The sequence below is a fragment of the Cellulomonas sp. KRMCY2 genome, assembly GCF_000526515.1.
Taxonomy (GTDB): domain Bacteria; phylum Actinomycetota; class Actinomycetes; order Actinomycetales; family Cellulomonadaceae; genus Actinotalea.
The window spans coordinates 2,969,502-2,987,433 of sequence record NZ_JAGF01000001.1 but is presented as its reverse complement, the minus strand read 5'-3'; the positions used below and the strand labels follow the sequence as shown (position 1 = coordinate 2,987,433).

Annotated in this window: 14 protein-coding genes; 7 read left to right on the top strand and 7 right to left on the bottom strand. The window is 73.2% G+C overall.

Annotated features, from left to right (window positions below; all coding sequences use genetic code 11):
- The first annotated feature begins 23 nt into the window (after positions 1-23).
- Entirely contained in the window at positions 24-962 is a 939-nt protein-coding gene (locus tag K415_RS0114090) for a LysM peptidoglycan-binding domain-containing protein (RefSeq protein WP_024287689.1), read from the top strand.
- The gene (locus tag K415_RS22915) at positions 959-1,651 is read left to right on the top strand and encodes an Rv3235 family protein (protein ID WP_024287688.1); all 693 of its coding nucleotides are present in this window, start codon (positions 959-961) and stop codon (positions 1,649-1,651) included. Before K415_RS0114090 ends, K415_RS22915 begins: the two co-directional genes overlap by 4 nt.
- Positions 1,652-1,693: 42 nt before the next feature.
- Here the strand turns inward: K415_RS22915 and secA are convergent, their stop codons facing one another.
- The 7 genes from secA to mtrA all read right to left on the bottom strand — a co-directional run bounded on the left by secA (position 1,694) and on the right by mtrA (position 12,130).
- Entirely contained in the window at positions 1,694-4,642 is a 2,949-nt protein-coding gene (gene secA / locus K415_RS0114080; RefSeq protein ID WP_024287687.1) for a preprotein translocase subunit SecA, read from the bottom strand.
- A gap of 180 nt (positions 4,643-4,822) precedes the next feature.
- Complete coding sequence (locus tag K415_RS0114075) at positions 4,823-6,190, bottom strand: winged helix-turn-helix domain-containing protein (RefSeq protein WP_231494901.1); 1,368 nt, start codon at positions 6,188-6,190, stop codon at positions 4,823-4,825.
- A gap of 109 nt (positions 6,191-6,299) precedes the next feature.
- On the bottom strand, positions 6,300-6,926 hold the full coding sequence (gene hpf / locus K415_RS0114070) for a ribosome hibernation-promoting factor, HPF/YfiA family (protein WP_024287685.1): 627 nt from the start codon (positions 6,924-6,926) through the stop codon (positions 6,300-6,302).
- A 173-nt stretch (positions 6,927-7,099) separates the two neighbouring features.
- Entirely contained in the window at positions 7,100-7,906 is an 807-nt protein-coding gene (locus tag K415_RS0114065) for a ComF family protein (RefSeq protein ID WP_024287684.1), read from the bottom strand.
- A 94-nt stretch (positions 7,907-8,000) separates the two neighbouring features.
- Entirely contained in the window at positions 8,001-9,713 is a 1,713-nt protein-coding gene (locus K415_RS0114060) for an LpqB family beta-propeller domain-containing protein (RefSeq protein WP_051480597.1), read from the bottom strand.
- A complete protein-coding gene (gene mtrB, locus K415_RS0114055; protein WP_304412748.1) occupies positions 9,713-11,413 on the bottom strand; it encodes an MtrAB system histidine kinase MtrB in 1,701 nt (566 codons plus the stop codon). Before mtrB ends, K415_RS0114060 begins: the two co-directional genes overlap by 1 nt.
- Before the next feature lie 33 nt (positions 11,414-11,446).
- Positions 11,447-12,130 (bottom strand): MtrAB system response regulator MtrA, encoded by a 684-nt coding sequence (gene mtrA / locus K415_RS0114050; RefSeq protein WP_024287681.1) that lies wholly within the window; start codon positions 12,128-12,130, stop codon positions 11,447-11,449.
- A 130-nt stretch (positions 12,131-12,260) separates the two neighbouring features.
- On the opposite strand from mtrA, the gene K415_RS0114045 reads away from it, so the two are divergent.
- The 5 genes from K415_RS0114045 to K415_RS0114025 are packed head-to-tail and all read left to right on the top strand — an operon-like array spanning position 12,261 to position 17,928.
- Positions 12,261-13,544 carry a hypothetical protein gene (locus K415_RS0114045; protein ID WP_024287680.1) on the top strand — a complete coding sequence of 428 codons (1,284 nt, stop codon included), beginning with the start codon at positions 12,261-12,263 and terminating at the stop codon, positions 13,542-13,544.
- Between the two features lie 10 nt (positions 13,545-13,554).
- Entirely contained in the window at positions 13,555-14,262 is a 708-nt protein-coding gene (locus tag K415_RS0114040) for a DUF4129 domain-containing protein (protein ID WP_231494900.1), read from the top strand.
- A complete protein-coding gene (locus K415_RS0114035; protein ID WP_024287678.1) occupies positions 14,259-15,497 on the top strand; it encodes a DUF4350 domain-containing protein in 1,239 nt (412 codons plus the stop codon). Before K415_RS0114040 ends, K415_RS0114035 begins: the two co-directional genes overlap by 4 nt.
- On the top strand, positions 15,494-16,615 hold the full coding sequence (locus K415_RS0114030) for an AAA family ATPase (RefSeq protein WP_024287677.1): 1,122 nt from the start codon (positions 15,494-15,496) through the stop codon (positions 16,613-16,615). The genes K415_RS0114035 and K415_RS0114030 overlap by 4 nt, the downstream gene beginning before the upstream one ends.
- Positions 16,616-16,635: 20 nt before the next feature.
- Positions 16,636-17,928: a DUF58 domain-containing protein gene (locus K415_RS0114025; protein WP_024287676.1), complete on the top strand. Its 1,293-nt coding sequence runs from the start codon at positions 16,636-16,638 to the stop codon at positions 17,926-17,928.
- Positions 17,929-17,932: the final 4 nt, after the last annotated feature.

The following is a 17,932-nucleotide window of genomic DNA, read 5'->3' as shown; positions in this document are numbered from 1 at the left end:
AAACGGCATCAAATGATGCCAACATGCTCGAAGGCATCGGAAGGACGCTCGTCATGGGGACGACGACAGCGGGCACCGCGCGGACGGGACTCATCCGGTCGAGCCTGGCGGCGGCGAGCGCCGGCACCGCGACCGGTGGCCTGGCGCTCGGAGCGCTCACGGCGATCGAGCAGGTAGGTCGCGGACCGCTCGCCGTGGACGCAGCCGTGGCAGCCGCGGTCCTGAGCCTGGGCACGGTCGCCGGCGGCCTGCTGACCATCGGCTGCCTCCTGCTCGCCGCCGGGGCCGCCGTCGCGGGGCTCGGCCGGTCGGCGCGGCGCATCGAGGCGGCCGCTGCGCTGCTCACCCCTGCGGTGCTCCGTCGCGCCGTCGCCGTGACGGTCGGCACGGGCCTCGGTCTCGCCGCTGCCTCCGGCGTCGCGACCGCGAGCGAGATCGACCTCGGCTGGGCGATCACGACCGCGTCCACCGCGGCGATCGACTCGGAACCCGACCCCGCCGACATCACCACCGCGACGATCCGGCCCGGCCCCGGCTCGCTCGCCCCACCGGCCCACGCATCGTCCCCGGCCAACGCATCGTCCGCTGCCGCGGTCCCTGCCGAGACGGCGCCGCCGTCAGCACCTCCGCCGGCCGGCCCTGCGGCCGCCACCGACGGCGCCGTGCCGACCGGCGTCACCGACACCACCGACACCACCGTTCCCACCGGCGCCACCGGCGCCACCGACACCACCGACACCCTGTCCACGACCGTGATCGTTGCCGCCGGAGACAGCCTGTGGGCGATCGCCGCACGCCGACTGCCCGGCGCCTCGGACGCCGCCATCGCGGCGGCCTGGCCGCGCTGGCACGACGCGAACCGCACCGTCATCGGCGACGACCCCGACCTCATCCGCCCGGGGCAGTGCCTGGTGGTCCCGGCGGAGTACCTGTCCGCGACACCCGACGAGGAGCAGCCATGACCGCCGCGACGCTGTCCGTGCCCAGCCGTGCCGCCCGACGGTCCGCCGACCCGGGGCCCGGCACCACGCGGCCCGCCACCACGAGGTCGATCGCCCCGGGCGACCCGGGACGTGTCCCGACCGCGCCACGACTCCTCCTGCCGCCGATCCCCGAACCGACGGCCGCGCCGCTGGTCACCGCCCTCGCGGCGCTCGACCAGCCGACGGTGCGCTCCGTCCTGTCACCGGTGACCGACAGTCTGTGGCCGGTCCCGGCTCCGCACGCCACCGGATCGCGCGAGCCGCTGCCGGACCCGACCCGGCTGTGCGGATCGCTGGTCCTGGCAGCCGTGCAGGCCCTGGGTGGTGGTCGATCACTGGCGCAGCTCCAACGATGGGTGAGCCCCGAGATCTTCGACGCCCTCGCGGAGCGGGCAGCACCGGCCGCCCTCTCCGGTGCGGCGAGCAGCCGTGCGGCGAGCAGCCGGGCCGCGCGCACCGGACCCGCAGGCAACCGGACCGCGACCGGCACCTCGACGCCGAGGGCAGTCCGCAACCCGACCGTGCGTCGCACCCATCTGTCGTGGATCAGCCCGACGACGGTGGAGGCAAGCGTCGTGGTGCACGACGGAGCGCGCGTCCGCGCCGCCGCGGTGCGCCTCGAGGTGCACCGCGGCCACTGGCGGGCGACGGTCCTTCAGATCGGCTGACCGGTCGCGCGCTCACCGAGCGGCACGACCGGCGACAGCGCGTCAGTCCTCGTTCTTGCCGTGGCAGACCTTGTACTTCTTGCCCGACCCGCAGGGGCACTGCGCGTTGCGCGGGGTTCCCGGGTAGGTCTGGCCGTCCTTCTCGGCGGCCACAGCCCCACCGAGCGTGACCAGCGGAGCGGCGTCGCCGTCCACACTGGGCGCGGAGTACTGCAGCGGCACCCGACGCTCAGGGCCGTCGAGGCCCTTGGCGATGAGGGTCGGGGTGGCGACACGGGGTCGCGGTGCCGCTGCTGTCGCCTTCGCCGCCTCAACCGCCTCGGCCGCGCGCGCTGACGCCGCCTCGGCTCCGGCAGCGGTGCGGGCAGCGGACCTGGCCCGCTTGCTGGGCACCTCGGCCGCCGCCGTCGCCGCCGGTCCGGCCACCGGCGCGGCCTCGGGCGCGGCAGCCGGCTCGGCGTCGTCGCCGGCGGCCTCGGCCTCCTCCGGCACGGCGACCTTGACCTCGAGGTTGAACAGGAAGGTGACGGACTCCTCCTTGATCGCCTCGGTCATCGCCGCGAAGAGCTGGAAACCCTCACGCTGGTACTCGACCAGCGGGTCGCGCTGGGCCATCGCGCGCAGCCCGATGCCGTCCTTGAGGTAGTCCATCTCGTACAGGTGCTCGCGCCACTTCCGGTCGAGCACCGAGAGCACGACGCGCCGCTCGAGCTGGCGCATGTTCTCGGTGCCGATCTGCTCCTCGCGGGCTGCGTAGGCGTGCTTCGCGTCGGAGATGACCTCCTCGAGCAGGAAGTCGTGCGTGAGGCGGGTCGGACCGCCGGCCTCCTCGACGACCTCGTCCGGCGTGACCGACGCCGGGTAGACCGCCTTGAGGGCGGTCCACAGACCGTCGAGGTCCCACTTCTCCGGGGTGCCGTCCTGGGTGGCGCCTTCGACGTACGCGGTGACCACGTCGCCGATGAAGTGCTGGATCTGCTCGGCCATGTCCTCGCCCTCGAGGACTCGGCGGCGCTCGGCGTAGATGACCGAGCGCTGACGCGACATGACGTCGTCGTACTTCAGGACGTTCTTGCGGATCTCGAAGTTGCGCGACTCGACCTGCGACTGGGCGCTCTGGATGCCACGTGTGACGATCTTGGACTCGAGCGGCATGTCGTCCGGGAAGCCGGCCCGGTTCATCATCGACTCGGCGAGGCCGGAGTTGAAGAGCCGCATCAGGTCGTCGGTCATCGAGAGGTAGAACCGCGACTCCCCCGGGTCGCCCTGACGGCCCGACCGTCCGCGCAGCTGGTTGTCGATGCGCCGTGACTCGTGCCGCTCGGTGCCCAGCACGTACAGCCCGCCGAGCTCGACGACCTCCTCGTGCTCTGCGGCGACCGCCTCGCGGGCGGCCTCGATGGCTGCGGGCCAGGCCGCCTCGTAGTCCTCCGGCTGCTCGGCCGGGTCGAGCCCGCGGGCGGCGAGGTCCGTGACGGCCATGAACTCCGCATTGCCGCCGAGCATGATGTCGGTACCGCGGCCGGCCATGTTCGTCGCGACGGTCACCGCGCCCTTGCGCCCGGCCTGGGCGACGATCGAAGCCTCACGAGCGTGCTGCTTGGCGTTGAGGACCTCGTGCGGGACACCCTGCTTGCGCAGCAGCCGCGAGAGCAGCTCGCTCTTCTCGACGCTGACCGTACCGACGAGGACGGGCTGGCCCGCCGCGTGCCGCTCGACGATGTCCGCGACGACCGCCGTGTACTTGACCTCCTCGTTCTTGTACACGAGGTCGGACTTGTCGAGGCGCAGCATCGGCTTGTTCGTCGGGATCGGGACCACGCCGAGGCTGTAGGTCGACTGGAGCTCGGCCGCCTCGGTCTGGGCCGTACCGGTCATGCCGGAGAGCTTCCCGTAGAGCCGGAAGTAGTTCTGCAGGGTGATCGTGGCGAGGGTCTGGTTCTCCGCCTTGATCACGACCCCTTCCTTCGCCTCGATCGCCTGGTGCATCCCCTCGTTGTAGCGACGGCCAGGCAGCATCCGGCCGGTGTGCTCGTCGACGATGAGCACCTCGCCGTTCAGCACGACGTAGTCCTTGTCGCGCTTGAAGAGCTCCTTGGCCTTGATCGCGTTGTTGAGGAACCCGATCAGCGGGGTGTTGAGCGACTCGTAGAGGTTCTCGATGCCCAGGTGGTCCTCGACCTTGCCGATCCCGGGCTCCAGGACGCCGATCGTGCGCTTCTTCTCGTCGACCTCGTAGTCGACCTCGGCGACCAGGCGTCGCGCGACCTTGGCGAACTCGCCGTACCACTTGTTGGCGTCACCGGCCGCGGGGCCGGAGATGATCAGCGGCGTCCGTGCCTCGTCGATCAGGATCGAGTCGACCTCGTCGACGATCGCATAGTGGTGGCCACGCTGGACGAGCTCCTCGGGGCGCCATGCCATGTTGTCGCGCAGGTAGTCGAAGCCGAACTCGTTGTTCGTGCCGTAGGTGATGTCCGCCTCGTACTGGGCCCTGCGCTCCTCGGGCTTCTGACCCGACAGGATGCAGCCCGTCGTCAGGCCCAGGAAGCGGAACACGCGACCCATCAGGTCGCTCTGGTACTCGGCGAGGTAGTCGTTGACCGTGACGATGTGCACGCCCTTGCCGTTGAGCGCATTGAGGTACGCCGGCAGCGTGGCGACCAGGGTCTTGCCCTCACCGGTCTTCATCTCGGCGATGTTGCCGAGGTGCAGCGCCCCACCGCCCATGATCTGGACGTCGAAGTGCCGCTGGCCGAGGGTCCGACGGGCCGCTTCGCGGACCGCGGCGAAGGCCTCGGGCAGCAGGTCGTCGACTGTCTCACCCTCGGCGAGGCGGGCCTTGAACCGGTCCGTCTCCTCGCGCAGCTCCGCGTCGGACAGCGCCGTGAAGCTGTCCTCGAGCGCATTGACCTGGCCGGCGATGCCACTGAGCTTCTTGACGATCCGGCCCTCACCGATGCGCAGGACCTTGTCGAGGATCGAGGGCACGCTAGCTCCAGACTCGTCAGCTTCCCGCGCCGGGCGGCGGCGGGTCGGCCTCGGACCGCACACCTCAGAGACGCGCGGTCAGCGCAGACCAACGTCCATCGTAGGCGAGGCGGGCCGCTGGATGACCACCGCACCCGCCGAGGCCCGTCCGCCGACCGCGCACGGACCCCGAGCCAGCCCTCAGCCGACCGCACCACCGGCGCCGGGACCGACCACCTGCCGCAGCGGCGCGACGAGATCACCCGCCGCGTCATCCGGCACCGTCACCCCGGACAGACCCAGCCAGACGGCCATCTCCCCCAGCTCGGCGGCCAGCTCGGTGACTGTCGACGGTGGCGCAGTCGGCTCGCTGTGTGCCGCGTGCACCCGCAGGACCCCGCCCTGCCGGTCGGCCTTGAGGTCCACCCGCGCGGCGATCCGCTCGCCGAGCAGGAACGGCAGGACGTAGTAGCCGTGCACCCGGTCGGCCGCCGGGACGTAGATCTCGATCCGGTACCGCAGGCCGAAGAGCTCCTCGAGCCGCCGCCGCTCGAAGACGAGCGGGTCGAACGGGCTCAGCAGCGCCCGGCCGGACGCCGTCCGCGGCAGCGTCGCATGGCGGTGCAGGTAGGTCGGCCGGCCCCAGCCGCGCACCGTGACCGGCCGGAGCACACCGTCCTCGACGAGCTCGGCGAGAGCCGTCCGGACCGCCGCGGGTCGCTTGATCCGGAAGTAGTCGGCGAAGCACGCCGCGGTCCCGATGCCGTGCGCACGGGCGCCGATCTCGAGCAGAGCGCGCACCGCGTCCTGGTCCGTCGGCTCGGGCTGCGCCAGCACCTCGGGCGGCAGGACGCGCTCGGTCAGGTCGTAGCACCGTTCGAAGGCCGCGTTGCGCCGGGCGGAGGTCACCTCCCCGGTGAAGAAGAGGTACTCCAGGACGCGCTTGGCCACCGTCCAGTTCCAGCCCCACTCGGTGCGCGTCCGCGGGTGCTCGGCCTCGTAGCGGGCGTGCACCTCACGTGCGGTGATCGGGCCCTCGGCCGCGACCAGCGCCCGGATCTCGGTCAGGATCTCGGAGTGCTGCAGCGGGACGTCGCGGATCGTGCCCCAGGCGTACTCGCGATAGCCGCGCTGGCGCCAGCCCTGCAACCGGTAGGTCGTCGGGGGGACGAGGGACGCCTCGTGCGCCCAGCACTCGACCAGGCGCCGCGGAGCGCGACCGGCCGCCCGGTCGAGCAGCGCGGTGTCGTACGGGCCGATCCGGGAGAAGGCCGGCATGAGCTGCGCCCTGGCCAGGACGTTGACCGAGTCGATCTGCAGCACCCCGAGCCGATCGACCACGTTCTGGAACTGGCGCATCGTCGGCGCCGGACCGTCGTCGGCCGCACGGCGTCGTCGATCCAGTCCCTGCGCACGCAAGGCGATCCGTCGGGCCGCGGAGAGCGAGAGCTCGTCTCCCCCGACCACCGGACTCCGGACGCCCGAGCGCCGTGGAGCGCCCGCGACGGGCGTGCGGGCCATGGCGCGGGCAGGGCCGTCGAGCAGCGGTGCGGGGCGTGAGGTGGGCACCGGCCCATCCTCGCGCCCCGCACCGACATCCGTGCACCCGAGGGCGTGACCGCCGGTTCGGGCGGTCGGTCCGGACCGCCGGTCCAGGCGGTCGGCCCGGACGCCGCCGTCAGACCGCAGCGCTGGTCGCGACGACCGGCGCGTCCAGCCGGATCACCCCGTAGCTCCAGCCACGGCGGCGGTACGCGACCGAGGGCAGTGCGGTCTCGGCGTCGATGAACAGGTAGAAGTCGTGGCCCACCATCTCCATCTCGTACAGCGCGTCGTCGAGGGTCATCGGCTGCGCCCGGTGCAGCTTCTCGCGGATCACGACGGGCGAGTCACCCCATGCCGTCTCCACGGCCTCACCCGGAGCCGGGGCCGGGGTCGGCGCGACCGACGGCTCGGGCAGGGGCGGTCGCACGTCGACCGGGGTCAACGGGGTGTCCTTGTGGTGGTCCTTGCGCCGGTCACGCACACGGCGCAACCGCTCGAGCACCTTGGTCGTCGCGGCGTCCAGCGCGGCGTAGGGATCGTCGGCGCTCGCCTCGGCGCGAACGACGGGGCCCTTTCCCCGGATCGTCAGCTCGACCCGCTCCGACACGTCGGACTGGCGCGGGTTGTTCTCGTGGGTCACCTCGACGTCGATGCGCTGCGCGCGCGGCGCGAGCTGCTCGACCTTGGCGAGCTTCTCCTCGACGTGGCGGCGGAACCTGTCGGGTACCTCGGCATGACGGCCGACGACGACGATCTCCATGGCTGACCTCCTGGGGTGGGACGGCCCACGGGCCGTCCGGTGGACTGCTGGGCACACCCTCACAGGGCGAACGGCGAGCACCACCTCCTCGTGGAGGCATCCGGGCCGGGCCGGTCGTCCTGGCGCCCTCGCGGGCGGCTGTCGGCGTCCGGGTACAGCTCCATGGACTGACGTTAGTCCTCCGGAGCAGATGCGAGAAGCGGGCCGCGGGTGAAGGACGGCGGGGGTGTCGCAGCGATCACGAGCGCGCCCAGGACGAGTGCACCGGAACCGGACAGAACACCGTCCGCGGCGGCGAGGGTGCTGCCCGTCGTCACGACGTCGTCCACGATCAGGCACCATCGACCGGCCGGCGCTGGACCCCGCAACGGCGCTCCGTGCCCGGCCGAGGAGGTCCGCAGCCGCAGCGAGCCGGCCGTGTTGCGGCCACGCGCCCTGGCGCCGAGGCCGACCTGGTCACGGTCACCGCGCCGGCGCACGAGCACCGGCACGGCCCGGGCGCTCAGCCCGCCGTCGACCAGCCCGGTCGCGGCAGCGGAAGCGAGGAGACGCACGAGGTCGGCACCCCGACGGCGGCGCGCGCCGGGCGACGACGGGATCCCCGTGACCAGGACCTCGGACGTCCCCACGACCGCGCCCAGCACGGGCGCGATCTCCCGTCCGGCCCGTCGGGCGGTCGCCGCGAGGAGCCGGGTCAGATCGGCTCGACCGTGGTCCTTCCAGCCGACGACCAGGCCCCTGGTCGGCCCGGCGTAGCGCGCGACGGTCCAGACCGGCAGCGCCGGACGCCCGTCCATCCGGTCGAGCCGTGGGACGTCCGGCTCGCACCGTCGGACCGGTGCGGAGAGCACCGCCGCGCACGCCGGGCACACGAGCACGTCGAGCTCGCCGCAGCCGGGGCACTCGACGGGCAGCACGAGGCGGGTGACGTCGCGGACCGCCTGCGGCACGAGGCCCAGCATGCGCGCGACCCCGTCCATGCCCCAAGACTGGCCCGGGACCGGCCGTGACGCGGGCCGTCCACAGGGCCGACCCACGGCTGAGCCGGTCGACGACGCGGCGCCCCGCCTGAGCTCAGCCGGGGAAGACCGGACTGCGCACCCCGAGGGCCTCGCGCACCCAGCTGCCGCTCTGCAGGGAGAAGAGCGCACCTTCCGCATCGACCAGGTACAGCGACCGGTCACCACGGCCCGCCGCGATGGCCGTGGCGCCGTCCTTGAGCGGCAGCGCGGACGTCGGCCCACCGAGCGTGACCAGGTGGACCATCTGGACGTTCTGGGCACCGCTGCGACCCAGCACCGCCACCGTGACCTCGTCCACCCAGGCGACCTCGGTGGCATCGACCAGTGCGGCGCCGATCACCAGGGGGGTCTCACCGAGCAGCCGGGGCGTGCCGTCCTCGTCGCGGACCACCGCGGCGACGTCGACCGTGACGTCCCCTTCGGACGGCCCGGCCGACACGATCGCGACGCGGGCGCCGTCCCGAGCGACCCGCAGCGAGCGCACGGTGCGGCCCTCGAGCCACTGCGCGGCGACCTCGACGAGCTCGGAGTCGGCCCGGACCGCGGTGAGCGTGCCGCTCGAGAGCTGCTCACCGGTCCAGATCCAGCCGTACCTGTCGATCGAGGGTGCCATCAGCTGGCTGCCGGTCAGCAGCGGGACCGGGGCCGCGCCGTCGGGCGGCAGCAGCATGAGCCGGCGCGTCCCGTCCAGCACGACCCGGATCTGCTCGTCCAGGCTGATCGCCGGGTCCCTCGCGTCGAGGCCGTTGAGCACGGCGACGCCCTCGAGCGGCACGACCTCGCCACCGTCCAGGACCGCCAGCTGCTCCCCCTGGAGCACGTACGGGCCGCTGGCCGGCGCGACGTCACGGTCGAGGACCCAGGTCGCCGCCGTGGGTTCCCACGGCAGACCGTCCGCTGTGACGACGACGTCGTCGATGACGGTGCCGGGCAGCCGAAGGAGCATGGCCTCGAGCTGCGCCTGCAGCAGGTTGCGGTCGGCCGCCACGCCGAGCCCGGCCGGGGAGCTGATGTCGAAGGAGGCGACCCGCTCGGCGGAGACCGAGACGGCAGGCGTGCTCAGCCGGGCACCCTCCGGCGCGCCGGTGACGACCGCGTCGCGCAGCCACGCGGACGGGCCGTCCAGGAGCGCGCTGACCGCGGAGGTCGCGATCTTGGCCGTCGGGAACCACCGCGGGTCGGGCACGAGCTGGGTGCGGTCGGGGCTCGCGAAGTACACAGCGGTGCGCCGGTACTGGTTCGTGAAGCTCGAGGCCGCCATCACGACGCCGTCGTCGAGCTGGGACACCCGCCACTGGTCGGTGGAGTCGCGCATCAGCTCGAAGACGAGCTCGCGTGGGGCCGCACCAGGCTCCGCCTCGGTGTAGACGCCGGCGGCGTCGACGGTCGCGGCCAGCGGGATGCTCACCAGGATCGTGCCGTCGGTACGCTCCTCGACGCGCGGCTGGCGCTCCTGCAGCGGGTAGAGGATCACCCCGGCCCGGGGGTCCCAGCCCGACGACGCCGAGCCGGTCAGGTACTTGCGGGCCACCGCGAAGTCGTCGTAGAGGCCGGCCGCCCCTGCGGTGAGGAAGCCGTTGACGATCTCGACCGGGCTCGCGCCGGGCAGCGGGTCGCTCGCCTGAGGGAACGCCGAACCGGGTTCGGCCGGCACGACGTCGCCCTCCTGGATCGGGCCGTCGATGGGGATCGCGACGCAACCGACCAGCGACAGCGCGGCCGCTGCGGCCACGAGGACGAGGGTCACGCGACGACGGCGGGTCATCAGGCCTCCAGCCGGTCGAGGTCGGGTACGCCGGCCGGGTCCAGCCCCGGCCTGCCGTCGTGCGAGGAGTACGACACCGCGGGGGCGTCCGGGTGGACGTCGGGCTCGAGCGGCAGCGGTGACCCGGTGAGCGTGATGCCGGCGCGCCGCGGCAGGGTCAGGCGGAAGCAGGCTCCCTGCCCCGGGCGACCCCAGGCCTCGAGCCAGCCGCCGTGCAGGTGCGCGTCCTCGATCGAGATCGCCAGGCCGAGGCCGGTCCCGCCGGTCGTGCGTGCGCGCGCCGGGTCGGCGCGCCAGAACCGGTCGAAGACGCGCTCGGCCTCGTCCTCGGTCATGCCGACGCCGTGGTCGCGCACGATCAGGGCGACCGCCTTGGGGTCAGCCGCCATCGTGACCTCGACCGGCCGGCCCTCACCGTGCTCGATCGCGTTGACGAGCAGGTTGCGCAGGACGCGCTCCAGCCGCCGCGGGTCGACGTCGGCGATGACGGACTTCGGGGGAAGGTCACCGCTGAGCCAGACGCCACGACGACCGGCGAGCGGAGCGGCCTGCTCGATCGCGTTCAGCACGACGTCGCGCAGGTCCCTGCTCTCGGCGTCGAGCATCGCGGCGCCGGCGTCGAAACGGCTGATCTCGAGCAGGTCGGCCAGGAGCTCCTCGAAGCGGTCGAGCTGGGTGCAGAGCAGCTCGGCGGACCGCGATGCGGCCGGGTCGAGGCCCTGGCGCGCTTCGTGGATCACCTCGGCGGCCATCCGGATCGTGGTCAGCGGTGTGCGCAGCTCGTGCGAGACGTCCGAGACGAAGCGCCGCTGCAGATGGGACAGCTCCTCCATCCGGCTGATCTGGTCCTGCAGGCTCTCAGCCATCTCGTTGAACGACCGCGCGAGCGTCGCCATCTCGTCGACGCCCTTGACGATCATCCGTTCGGCGAGGTGCCCGTCGGCCAACCGCTCTGCCACCCGGGCCGCAGAACGCACCGGGTGCACCGCCTGGCGCGTCACGAGCCAGGTCATCGCGCCGAGGAGGACGACCAGGCCGACGCCCGCGACGCCCAGCACGCGCTGGATGAAGGCGAGCGACGTCTGCTCGGAGGCCAGGCTGTACAGGTAGTACAGCTCGTACTGACCGGCCGCGGGCACGTCGACGACCGACCCGATCAGGATGCCGGCCTCCACGGCCTGGCCGTCCTCGGACGGGATCCCGACGGACATCCAGCGCTGGACGTCCGAGGACCGCACGGCCGCACGCAGCTCCGGGGTGATCAGGTTGTTGAGCTCGATGCTCGTCAGTCGGTCGTTGACGCCGAGCGGTGCGGCCTCGCCGGGCGAGCGCCGCAGGAACACCTGACGTTCGGCCGAGCCACCGACCTTGAGGCTCGGCACGAGGCTGTCGAACAGCGCCGAGACCTGGCCGCCGGTCGAGACGAGGGCTTCGTCGAAGGTGGTCTGGGCCTGCTGGGTCGAGCGGGCGCTCTCCTCGAGCAGCTGACCGACCCGCTGCTCGAAGATGCCGTCGCGAATCCGGTCGGACAGGTAGCCGCCGAGCACGACGACCGTCGCGATGCCGATCACGAGGGTCGAGGTGATGACGCGGATCTGCAGCGACGCCCGCCAGTGGTGCCATGCACCGCGCACGGCGTGCAGCGTGCTCAGCCCGGCGAGCCGGACCGACCGGCGTACGGTCCGGGTTCGCGTGCTCACCGCACCCACCCCGCGGTCATGACGTGCGGCACCTCACGGCGACTCGGTGCCCGCCTTGTAGCCGACCCCACGCACCGTCACGACGATCTCGGGGTGCTCCGGGTCGTGCTCGATCTTCGACCGCAGCCGCTGCACGTGCACGTTGACCAGGCGGGTGTCGGCGGCGTGCCGGTAGCCCCACACCCGCTCGAGGAGCACCTCGCGGGTGAAGACCTGCCACGGCTTCCGGGCCAGGGCGACCAGCAGGTCGAACTCGAGCGGCGTCAGCGGGATGAGCTCGTCGTCCCGGGTCACCCGGTGGCCCGTGACGTCGACCTCGAGGTCACCGATCGTCAGGTGCTCGGGCGTCGGTTCATCCGTACGGCGCAGCCGGGCCCGGACCCTGGCGATGAGCTCCTTCGGCTTGAACGGCTTCGAGATGTAGTCGTCCGCGCCGGACTCGAGCCCCAGGACCACGTCGACCGTGTCGCTCTTGGCCGTCAGCATCACGATCGGGACGCCGGACTCCGCGCGGATCAGGCGGCAGATCTCGGTGCCGTCCTTGCCGGGCAGCATCAGGTCGAGCAGCACAAGATCAGGCTGCCCGGCACGGAACGCGCCGATGGCGTCGTCACCGTGCGCGCAGAACAGGGGCTCGAAGCCCTCGGAGCGCAGGACGATGCCGATCATCTCGGCCAACGCGACGTCGTCGTCGACCACCAGGATGCGACCCTTCATGTGACCCATCGTGTCATCCCGCGACGGCGACTGCGCACACGGCGCCGTGGCCGCCCCGGTGCAGGCCCGTACATGGCACGATGGGCGCGCGTGAGCCGTGGACCGTGGCCGCAGGGAGTGCAGGGCAGAAGTGAGCGAACCGAACCAGGACAACGGCACGTCCCCAGCGGGCCCGCCGGCACCTCCTGCGCCGCCGGCTGCGCCTGCGGGCTGGGGCCCGGGGTACGGCCAGGCGCCCGGCTACGGCCAGGGCCCACCGCCGGTCGCACCGCCCGGCGGGTACGCCGGCAGCCAGTACGGGCAACCGCAGCACGGGCAACCGCAGCACGGGCAACCGCAGCACGGGCAGCCCCAGTACGGGCAGCCCCAGTACGGGCAACCGCAGTACGGGCAGCCCCAGTACGGGGCACCGAGCGGCTACCGTCCCGCCCCCGTGCAGCGTGGCATCGTGCCGCTGCGCCCGCTGAGCCTCGGTGAGATCTTCGACGGCGGCTTCCGGTCGATCCGCGCCAACCCGCGCGTGATGTTCGGCGTGAGCGCCGTCGTCGTGACCATCTCGGTGCTGATCCAGACCGTCGTGCAGTGGTACAGCCTCGGCCCGTTCGCCGACCTGATGAGCGCCGACGCGATGGGTGTGCCGACCGACGCGGAGGCCGAGCAGGTCCTCGGCGACTTCGCCGGGATCTGGTCCGGGCAGGTCCTCGCCGGGATCCTGACACTGGTCGTGACCACGATGCTGACCGGCCTCCTGATCATCTCGGTGAGCCGCTCCGTGATCGGCCAGCAGGTCTCGCTCGGGGACGCGTGGGCACGCGCCCGGCCCCAGCTCTGGCGTCTGCTCGGCCTGACCCTGCTCGTCATCCTGCTGATGCTGTCCGTCCCGATCCTGTGGGTCGCCGCACTCGTCGGGCTGTTCGCGATCGAGCAGTTCGGCCTCGCAGTCGCCGTGGTCTTCGTCGGCGGCGCAGGGATGCTGGTGTGGCTCGCCTGGATCTCGGTGCGGACCCTGCTCGCCACCCCGGCCCTGATGCTCGAGGACCAGCGGCTGATGGCCGGCTTCAAGCGCGGCTGGGCGCTGTCCAAGGGCTCCTTCTGGCGGCTCTTCGGCATCTACCTGCTGACCAACCTCATGGTCTCGACGGTCGCGTACCTGGTCATCGGCCCGGTCACCATCCTCGCCATGGTGTTCACGTCCGACGGCATGACCGACATGACGTACATCACCGACCCGCTCTACCTGGCGATCACCGCGGTCGGCACGGTCGTGGCCACCGTGCTGACCACGCCGTTCACCGCCGCCGTCGTCGCACTGCTCTACATCGACACCCGGATGCGGCGGGAAGGCCTCGACGTCGAGCTGAGCCGCGCGGCCGAGGCCGCGGCGAACGAGGCGGCCGGCGGGGCCAAGGCCTGAGATGCACCCGGTGCTCGATCGGCTCGTCCACGTCCCGGGCGCCCTGCACAGGGTGCTCGCGGACGTCCCGGTCGACCCGGATGCCGAGACCGCCCGCCGCTGGGCCCACACCGAGCTGGCCGACCCGATCTACCACGAGCAGCGGGAGAGCCTGCTCGCCAGGGCCATCCGTTGGGTCCTCGAACAGCTCGCGAAGGTCGGTGACCGCGCGAGCGGCCTCGACCTGCGGACCACGACCCTCGTCGTCGTCGGCGTGCTGGTGCTCGGTGCGATCGTCGTGCTCGTCGTCGCGGGACCGGTCCGGCGGGCCCGGCGCGCCGGACGGGGCTCGGTCGAGGTCTTCGTCGACGACGTCCGCAGCGCCGACGAGCTCCGCGCCAGTGCCGACGCCTTCGCGGCCCGGGGCGCCTGGGCCGAGGCCGTGCTCGACCGCTTCCGGGCCGTCCTGCGGTCGCTCGAGGACCGTGCACTGCTCGACCCGCGGCCCGGGCGGACCGCGCACGAGGCGGCCGGGGACGGCGGCCGGCGCCTTCCGACCTGCGCCGACGACCTGCGCCGCGCCGGCGTCCTGTTCGACGACGTCTGCTACGGCGACGCCGCCGCGGCGGCGGACGACGACGCCTGGCTGCGCGAGGTCGACCGACGGGTCGCCGCCGCACGACCGGTCAGCTCCGCCGCCGCCGGTCGCGGCTCCGACGGGCTCGCGGTGCCGCGATGAGCCATCCGACGATCGCGCCGCCGACCCAGCCCTCCCAGGCACCGTCGCCCTACGCCACGCTCGATCAGGTCGCACCTGTCCTGGGGGACGGCACGACGGCGCGCTCCCGGGCACGATCGCGCTGGCGGGCCGCACGCTGGCCGGTCGCGGTCGTCCTCACCCTGGTGCTGGTCGGCCTGCTGGCCGCCGTGATGAAGCCACGGACGAGCACCGTCGCCTATGCGCCCGACAACCCGACCGACCTCGGTGGCCGGGCCCTGGCGGAGATCCTGCGCGACCAGGGCGTCGAGGTGGACTTCGTTCAGGCCTCCGCCCGGGCCCTGGCTCTGGCCGCGCCCGGCGACACGCTGCTGGTGGCCGGCACCTTCCCGCTGACCGACGACCAGGTCCGCCTGCTCGGCGAGACCGAGGCGGACCTGGTGGTCCTCTCACCCGAGTACGCGCACCTCGAGGCGCTCTCCGGCGGTGCGCTGAGCACCGCCACGAGCTACGACTACGCACTGTCCGAGGCCGACTGCTCCGACCCCGACGCCCGGGCCGCGGAGCGCATCGAGAGCCGCGGGTCGGGCCTGACGGCGCACTCGGCCGACGTCGTCACCTGCTTCCCCACCGTCGACGGTGCAGCGAGCGCCTACGCCGTGCTCGACGACGGGAGCCGCCGGCTGGTCGTCCTGGACGACATCGGCCTGCTGACCAATGCGCGGCTCGCGGACGACGGCAACGCTGCGCTCCTGCTGCGCACCCTCGGGCGCAACGAGCACCTCGTGTGGTACCTGCCGACCTGGGGCGACACCGGCGAGGAGGTCTCCGCCGGGGGTGGGCAGCTCATGCCCACCTGGACCGGCCCGCTGGCGGCCCAGCTCCTGCTCGTCGTGCTCGCGCTCGCCCTGTGGCGCGGCCGTGCGCTCGGCCGGATCGTCACCGAGCCGCTGCCGGTGACCGTCCGCGCGGCCGAGACGACGCTCGGCCGGGGCCGCCTGTACCGTCGCTCACGATCACGCGGTCACGCGGCCGCCGCACTGCGGGCGGGCGCGGCACGACGTGCGGCCGCGCGACTGGGCCTGCCACGATCTGCGGGGGCCACCGACGTCATCGACGCGCTCGCCCGGGCGACCGGGAACAGCACGGAGCAGGTCGCCGGCCTGCTGTACGGACCACCACCCATCGACGACGCCGGGCTCCTGCAGCTCGCCCGGCAGCTGGACAAGCTCGAGAGCGAGGTTCACCGCACGTGACCGAACCCACCTGGCAGCAGCCGCCCGCACCCGCGGTCCCCGGCCTCCACCCGGCACCCGGCGCGCCGACGGACCACCGGTTCGCCCCACCGCCCAGCGCACCGCCGGCCGCGCCGACCGGGCCGACCAGCCATCTCGCGCCCGCCGGTGCCGTGGGCCCGACGCCGTCCGCCGACCTGCGCCAGGCGCTCGCGACGCTGCGCACCGAGGTGGGCAAGGCCGTCGTCGGGCAGGACGCGGCCGTGACCGGGCTCGTCATCGCACTGCTGTGCCGCGGTCACGTGCTGCTCGAGGGCGTCCCCGGGGTGGCGAAGACGCTGCTCGTCCGCACGCTGAGCGCGGCGCTGGCCCTGGACACCAAGCGCGTCCAGTTCACCCCCGACCTGATGCCCGGCGACGTCACCGGCTCGCTCGTCTACGACGCACGCACGGCGCAGTTCTCGTTCCGCGAGGGCCCCGTGTTCACCAACCTGCTGCTCGCCGACGAGATCAACCGCACGCCGCCCAAGACCCAGGCGTCCCTCCTGGAGGCGATGGAGGAGCGGCAGGTGTCGGTCGACGGCACACCCCGGCCGCTGCCCGACCCGTTCCTGGTGATCGCGACCCAGAACCCGGTGGAGTACGAGGGGACCTACCCGCTGCCGGAGGCCCAGCTCGACCGGTTCCTGCTCAAGCTGACCCTGCCGCTGCCCGAGCGGGACCAGGAGATCGAGGTCCTGCGTCGCCATGCCGCAGGGTTCGACCCGCGCAACCTCGCCGCCGCCGGCGTCCGCCAGGTGACCGATGCCGACCAGCTCGCCCGGGCGCGGGCCGAGGTCGCCCTGGTCCAGGTGTCACCGGAGATCCTCGGCTACGCCGTCGACGTGTGCCGGGCGACGCGGCAGTCGCCGTCGTTGTCGTTGGGGGTCTCACCGCGCGGCGCGACGGCGCTGCTCGCGACCTCGCGCGCCTGGGCGTGGCTCTCGGGTCGCGGCTACGTGACGCCGGACGACGTCAAGGCGCTGGCGCACCCGACCCTGCGGCACCGGGTCCAGCTGCGCGCGGAGGCCGAGCTCGAGGGCGTCACCGCCGAGAGCGTGCTCGACACGGTCCTCGCCTCCGTCCCCGTGCCCCGCTGACCGGCTGAGCGGCTGACTTGATGGCGATCACCTGGCGGGCTGTGGTTCTCGCTGCTCTCGGCGTCGTCCCGGTGCTCCTCCTACCGGTGACGATCGTCGTGGTCGGGTGGGCCCTGCTCGTCGCGGTGCTGTGCGCGATCGACGTCGGGCTCGCAGCGTCGCCGCGCCAGGTCGCCGTGAGCCGCTCGACCCCGGCGTCGGTGCGGCTGACCGAGCGGACGGCATGCACGCTGACCGTGACCAACCGGTCCGGTCGGCGGCTGCGCGCACTCGTTCGCGACGCCTGGCAGCCCTCGGCGGGGGCGGGCGTCAACCGGCATCGGGTCGACCTCCCGTCGGGTGAGTCGCGCCGGGTCGTGACGGTGCTGGTGCCGACGCGACGCGGGGACCGCCTGGCCGACCGGGTCACGATCCGGTCGTTCGGTCCGATGGGCCTCGCCGCCCGGCAGGTGTCGCTCGCCGTGCCGCGACGCCTGCGGGTGCTCCCGGAGTTCGCCTCCCGCCGCCACCTGCCGAGCCGCCTCGCGCGGCTCCGCGAGCTCGACGGGCGCACCGCGGTGCAGATCCGTGGCGCAGGCACCGAGTTCGACTCGCTGCGCGAGTACGTCATCGGCGACGACGTGCGCTCGATCGACTGGCGCGCGACGGCACGGCGCTCGGAGGTCGTGGTCCGCACCTGGCGACCCGAGCGGGACCGACGCGTGATGATCGTCCTCGACACCTCGCGCACGTCGGCCGCCCGGATCGGCGACCTGCCGCGGATCGACGCCTCGATCGAGGCCGCCCTGCTGCTGTCGGCGCTCGCGGCGCGTGCGGGCGATCGCGTCGACCTCATCGCCTTCGACCGGCGGGTCCGCGCCCAGGTGGCCGGCGCCAGCGGCCCACGGCTGCTGCCCGCCCTGGCCGACGCCCTCGCACCGCTCGAGCCGGCCCTCGTGGAGACCGACTGGCCCGGCGTCGTCGGGGCGATCCAGCAGCGCCTCTCCCAACATGCCCTGGTCGTGCTGCTCAGCGCGCTCGAGCCGGCGGCCGTCGAGAACGGGCTGCTGCCCGTCGTCGGGCCGCTGGCGAAGGACCACACGGTGGTCCTCGCCTCGGTCGCCGACCCCGAGGTCGCCGCGCTGCGCACCGGGCGGGAGACCTCGGCGGACGTCTACGACGCCGCGGCCGCCGAGCGGACCGAGCTCGAGCGGGCCGCGGTGACCGTGCGGCTGCGGCAGCGTGGGGTCGAGGTGGTCGACGCCCTGCCCGACGACCTGGCACCCCGTCTCGCGGACACCTACCTGGCCCTCAAGGCCGCCGGACGGCTGTGACGCG

What these genes read in the sequence shown, in the direction of transcription:
- K415_RS0114090 (WP_024287689.1), top strand. Translation starts at nt 24, where the DNA reads ATGCTCGAAGGCATCGGAAGGACGCTCGTCATGGGGACGACGACAGCG.
- K415_RS22915 (WP_024287688.1), top strand. Translation starts at nt 959, where the DNA reads ATGACCGCCGCGACGCTGTCCGTGCCCAGCCGTGCCGCCCGACGGTCC.
- hpf (WP_024287685.1), bottom strand. Translation starts at nt 6,926, where the DNA reads ATGGAGATCGTCGTCGTCGGCCGTCATGCCGAGGTACCCGACAGGTTC.
- K415_RS0114065 (WP_024287684.1), bottom strand. Translation starts at nt 7,906, where the DNA reads ATGGACGGGGTCGCGCGCATGCTGGGCCTCGTGCCGCAGGCGGTCCGC.
- K415_RS0114060 (WP_051480597.1), bottom strand. Translation starts at nt 9,713, where the DNA reads ATGACCCGCCGTCGTCGCGTGACCCTCGTCCTCGTGGCCGCAGCGGCC.
- mtrA (WP_024287681.1), bottom strand. Translation starts at nt 12,130, where the DNA reads ATGAAGGGTCGCATCCTGGTGGTCGACGACGACGTCGCGTTGGCCGAG.
- K415_RS0114035 (WP_024287678.1), top strand. Translation starts at nt 14,259, where the DNA reads ATGAGCCATCCGACGATCGCGCCGCCGACCCAGCCCTCCCAGGCACCG.
- K415_RS0114025 (WP_024287676.1), top strand. Translation starts at nt 16,636, where the DNA reads ATGGCGATCACCTGGCGGGCTGTGGTTCTCGCTGCTCTCGGCGTCGTC.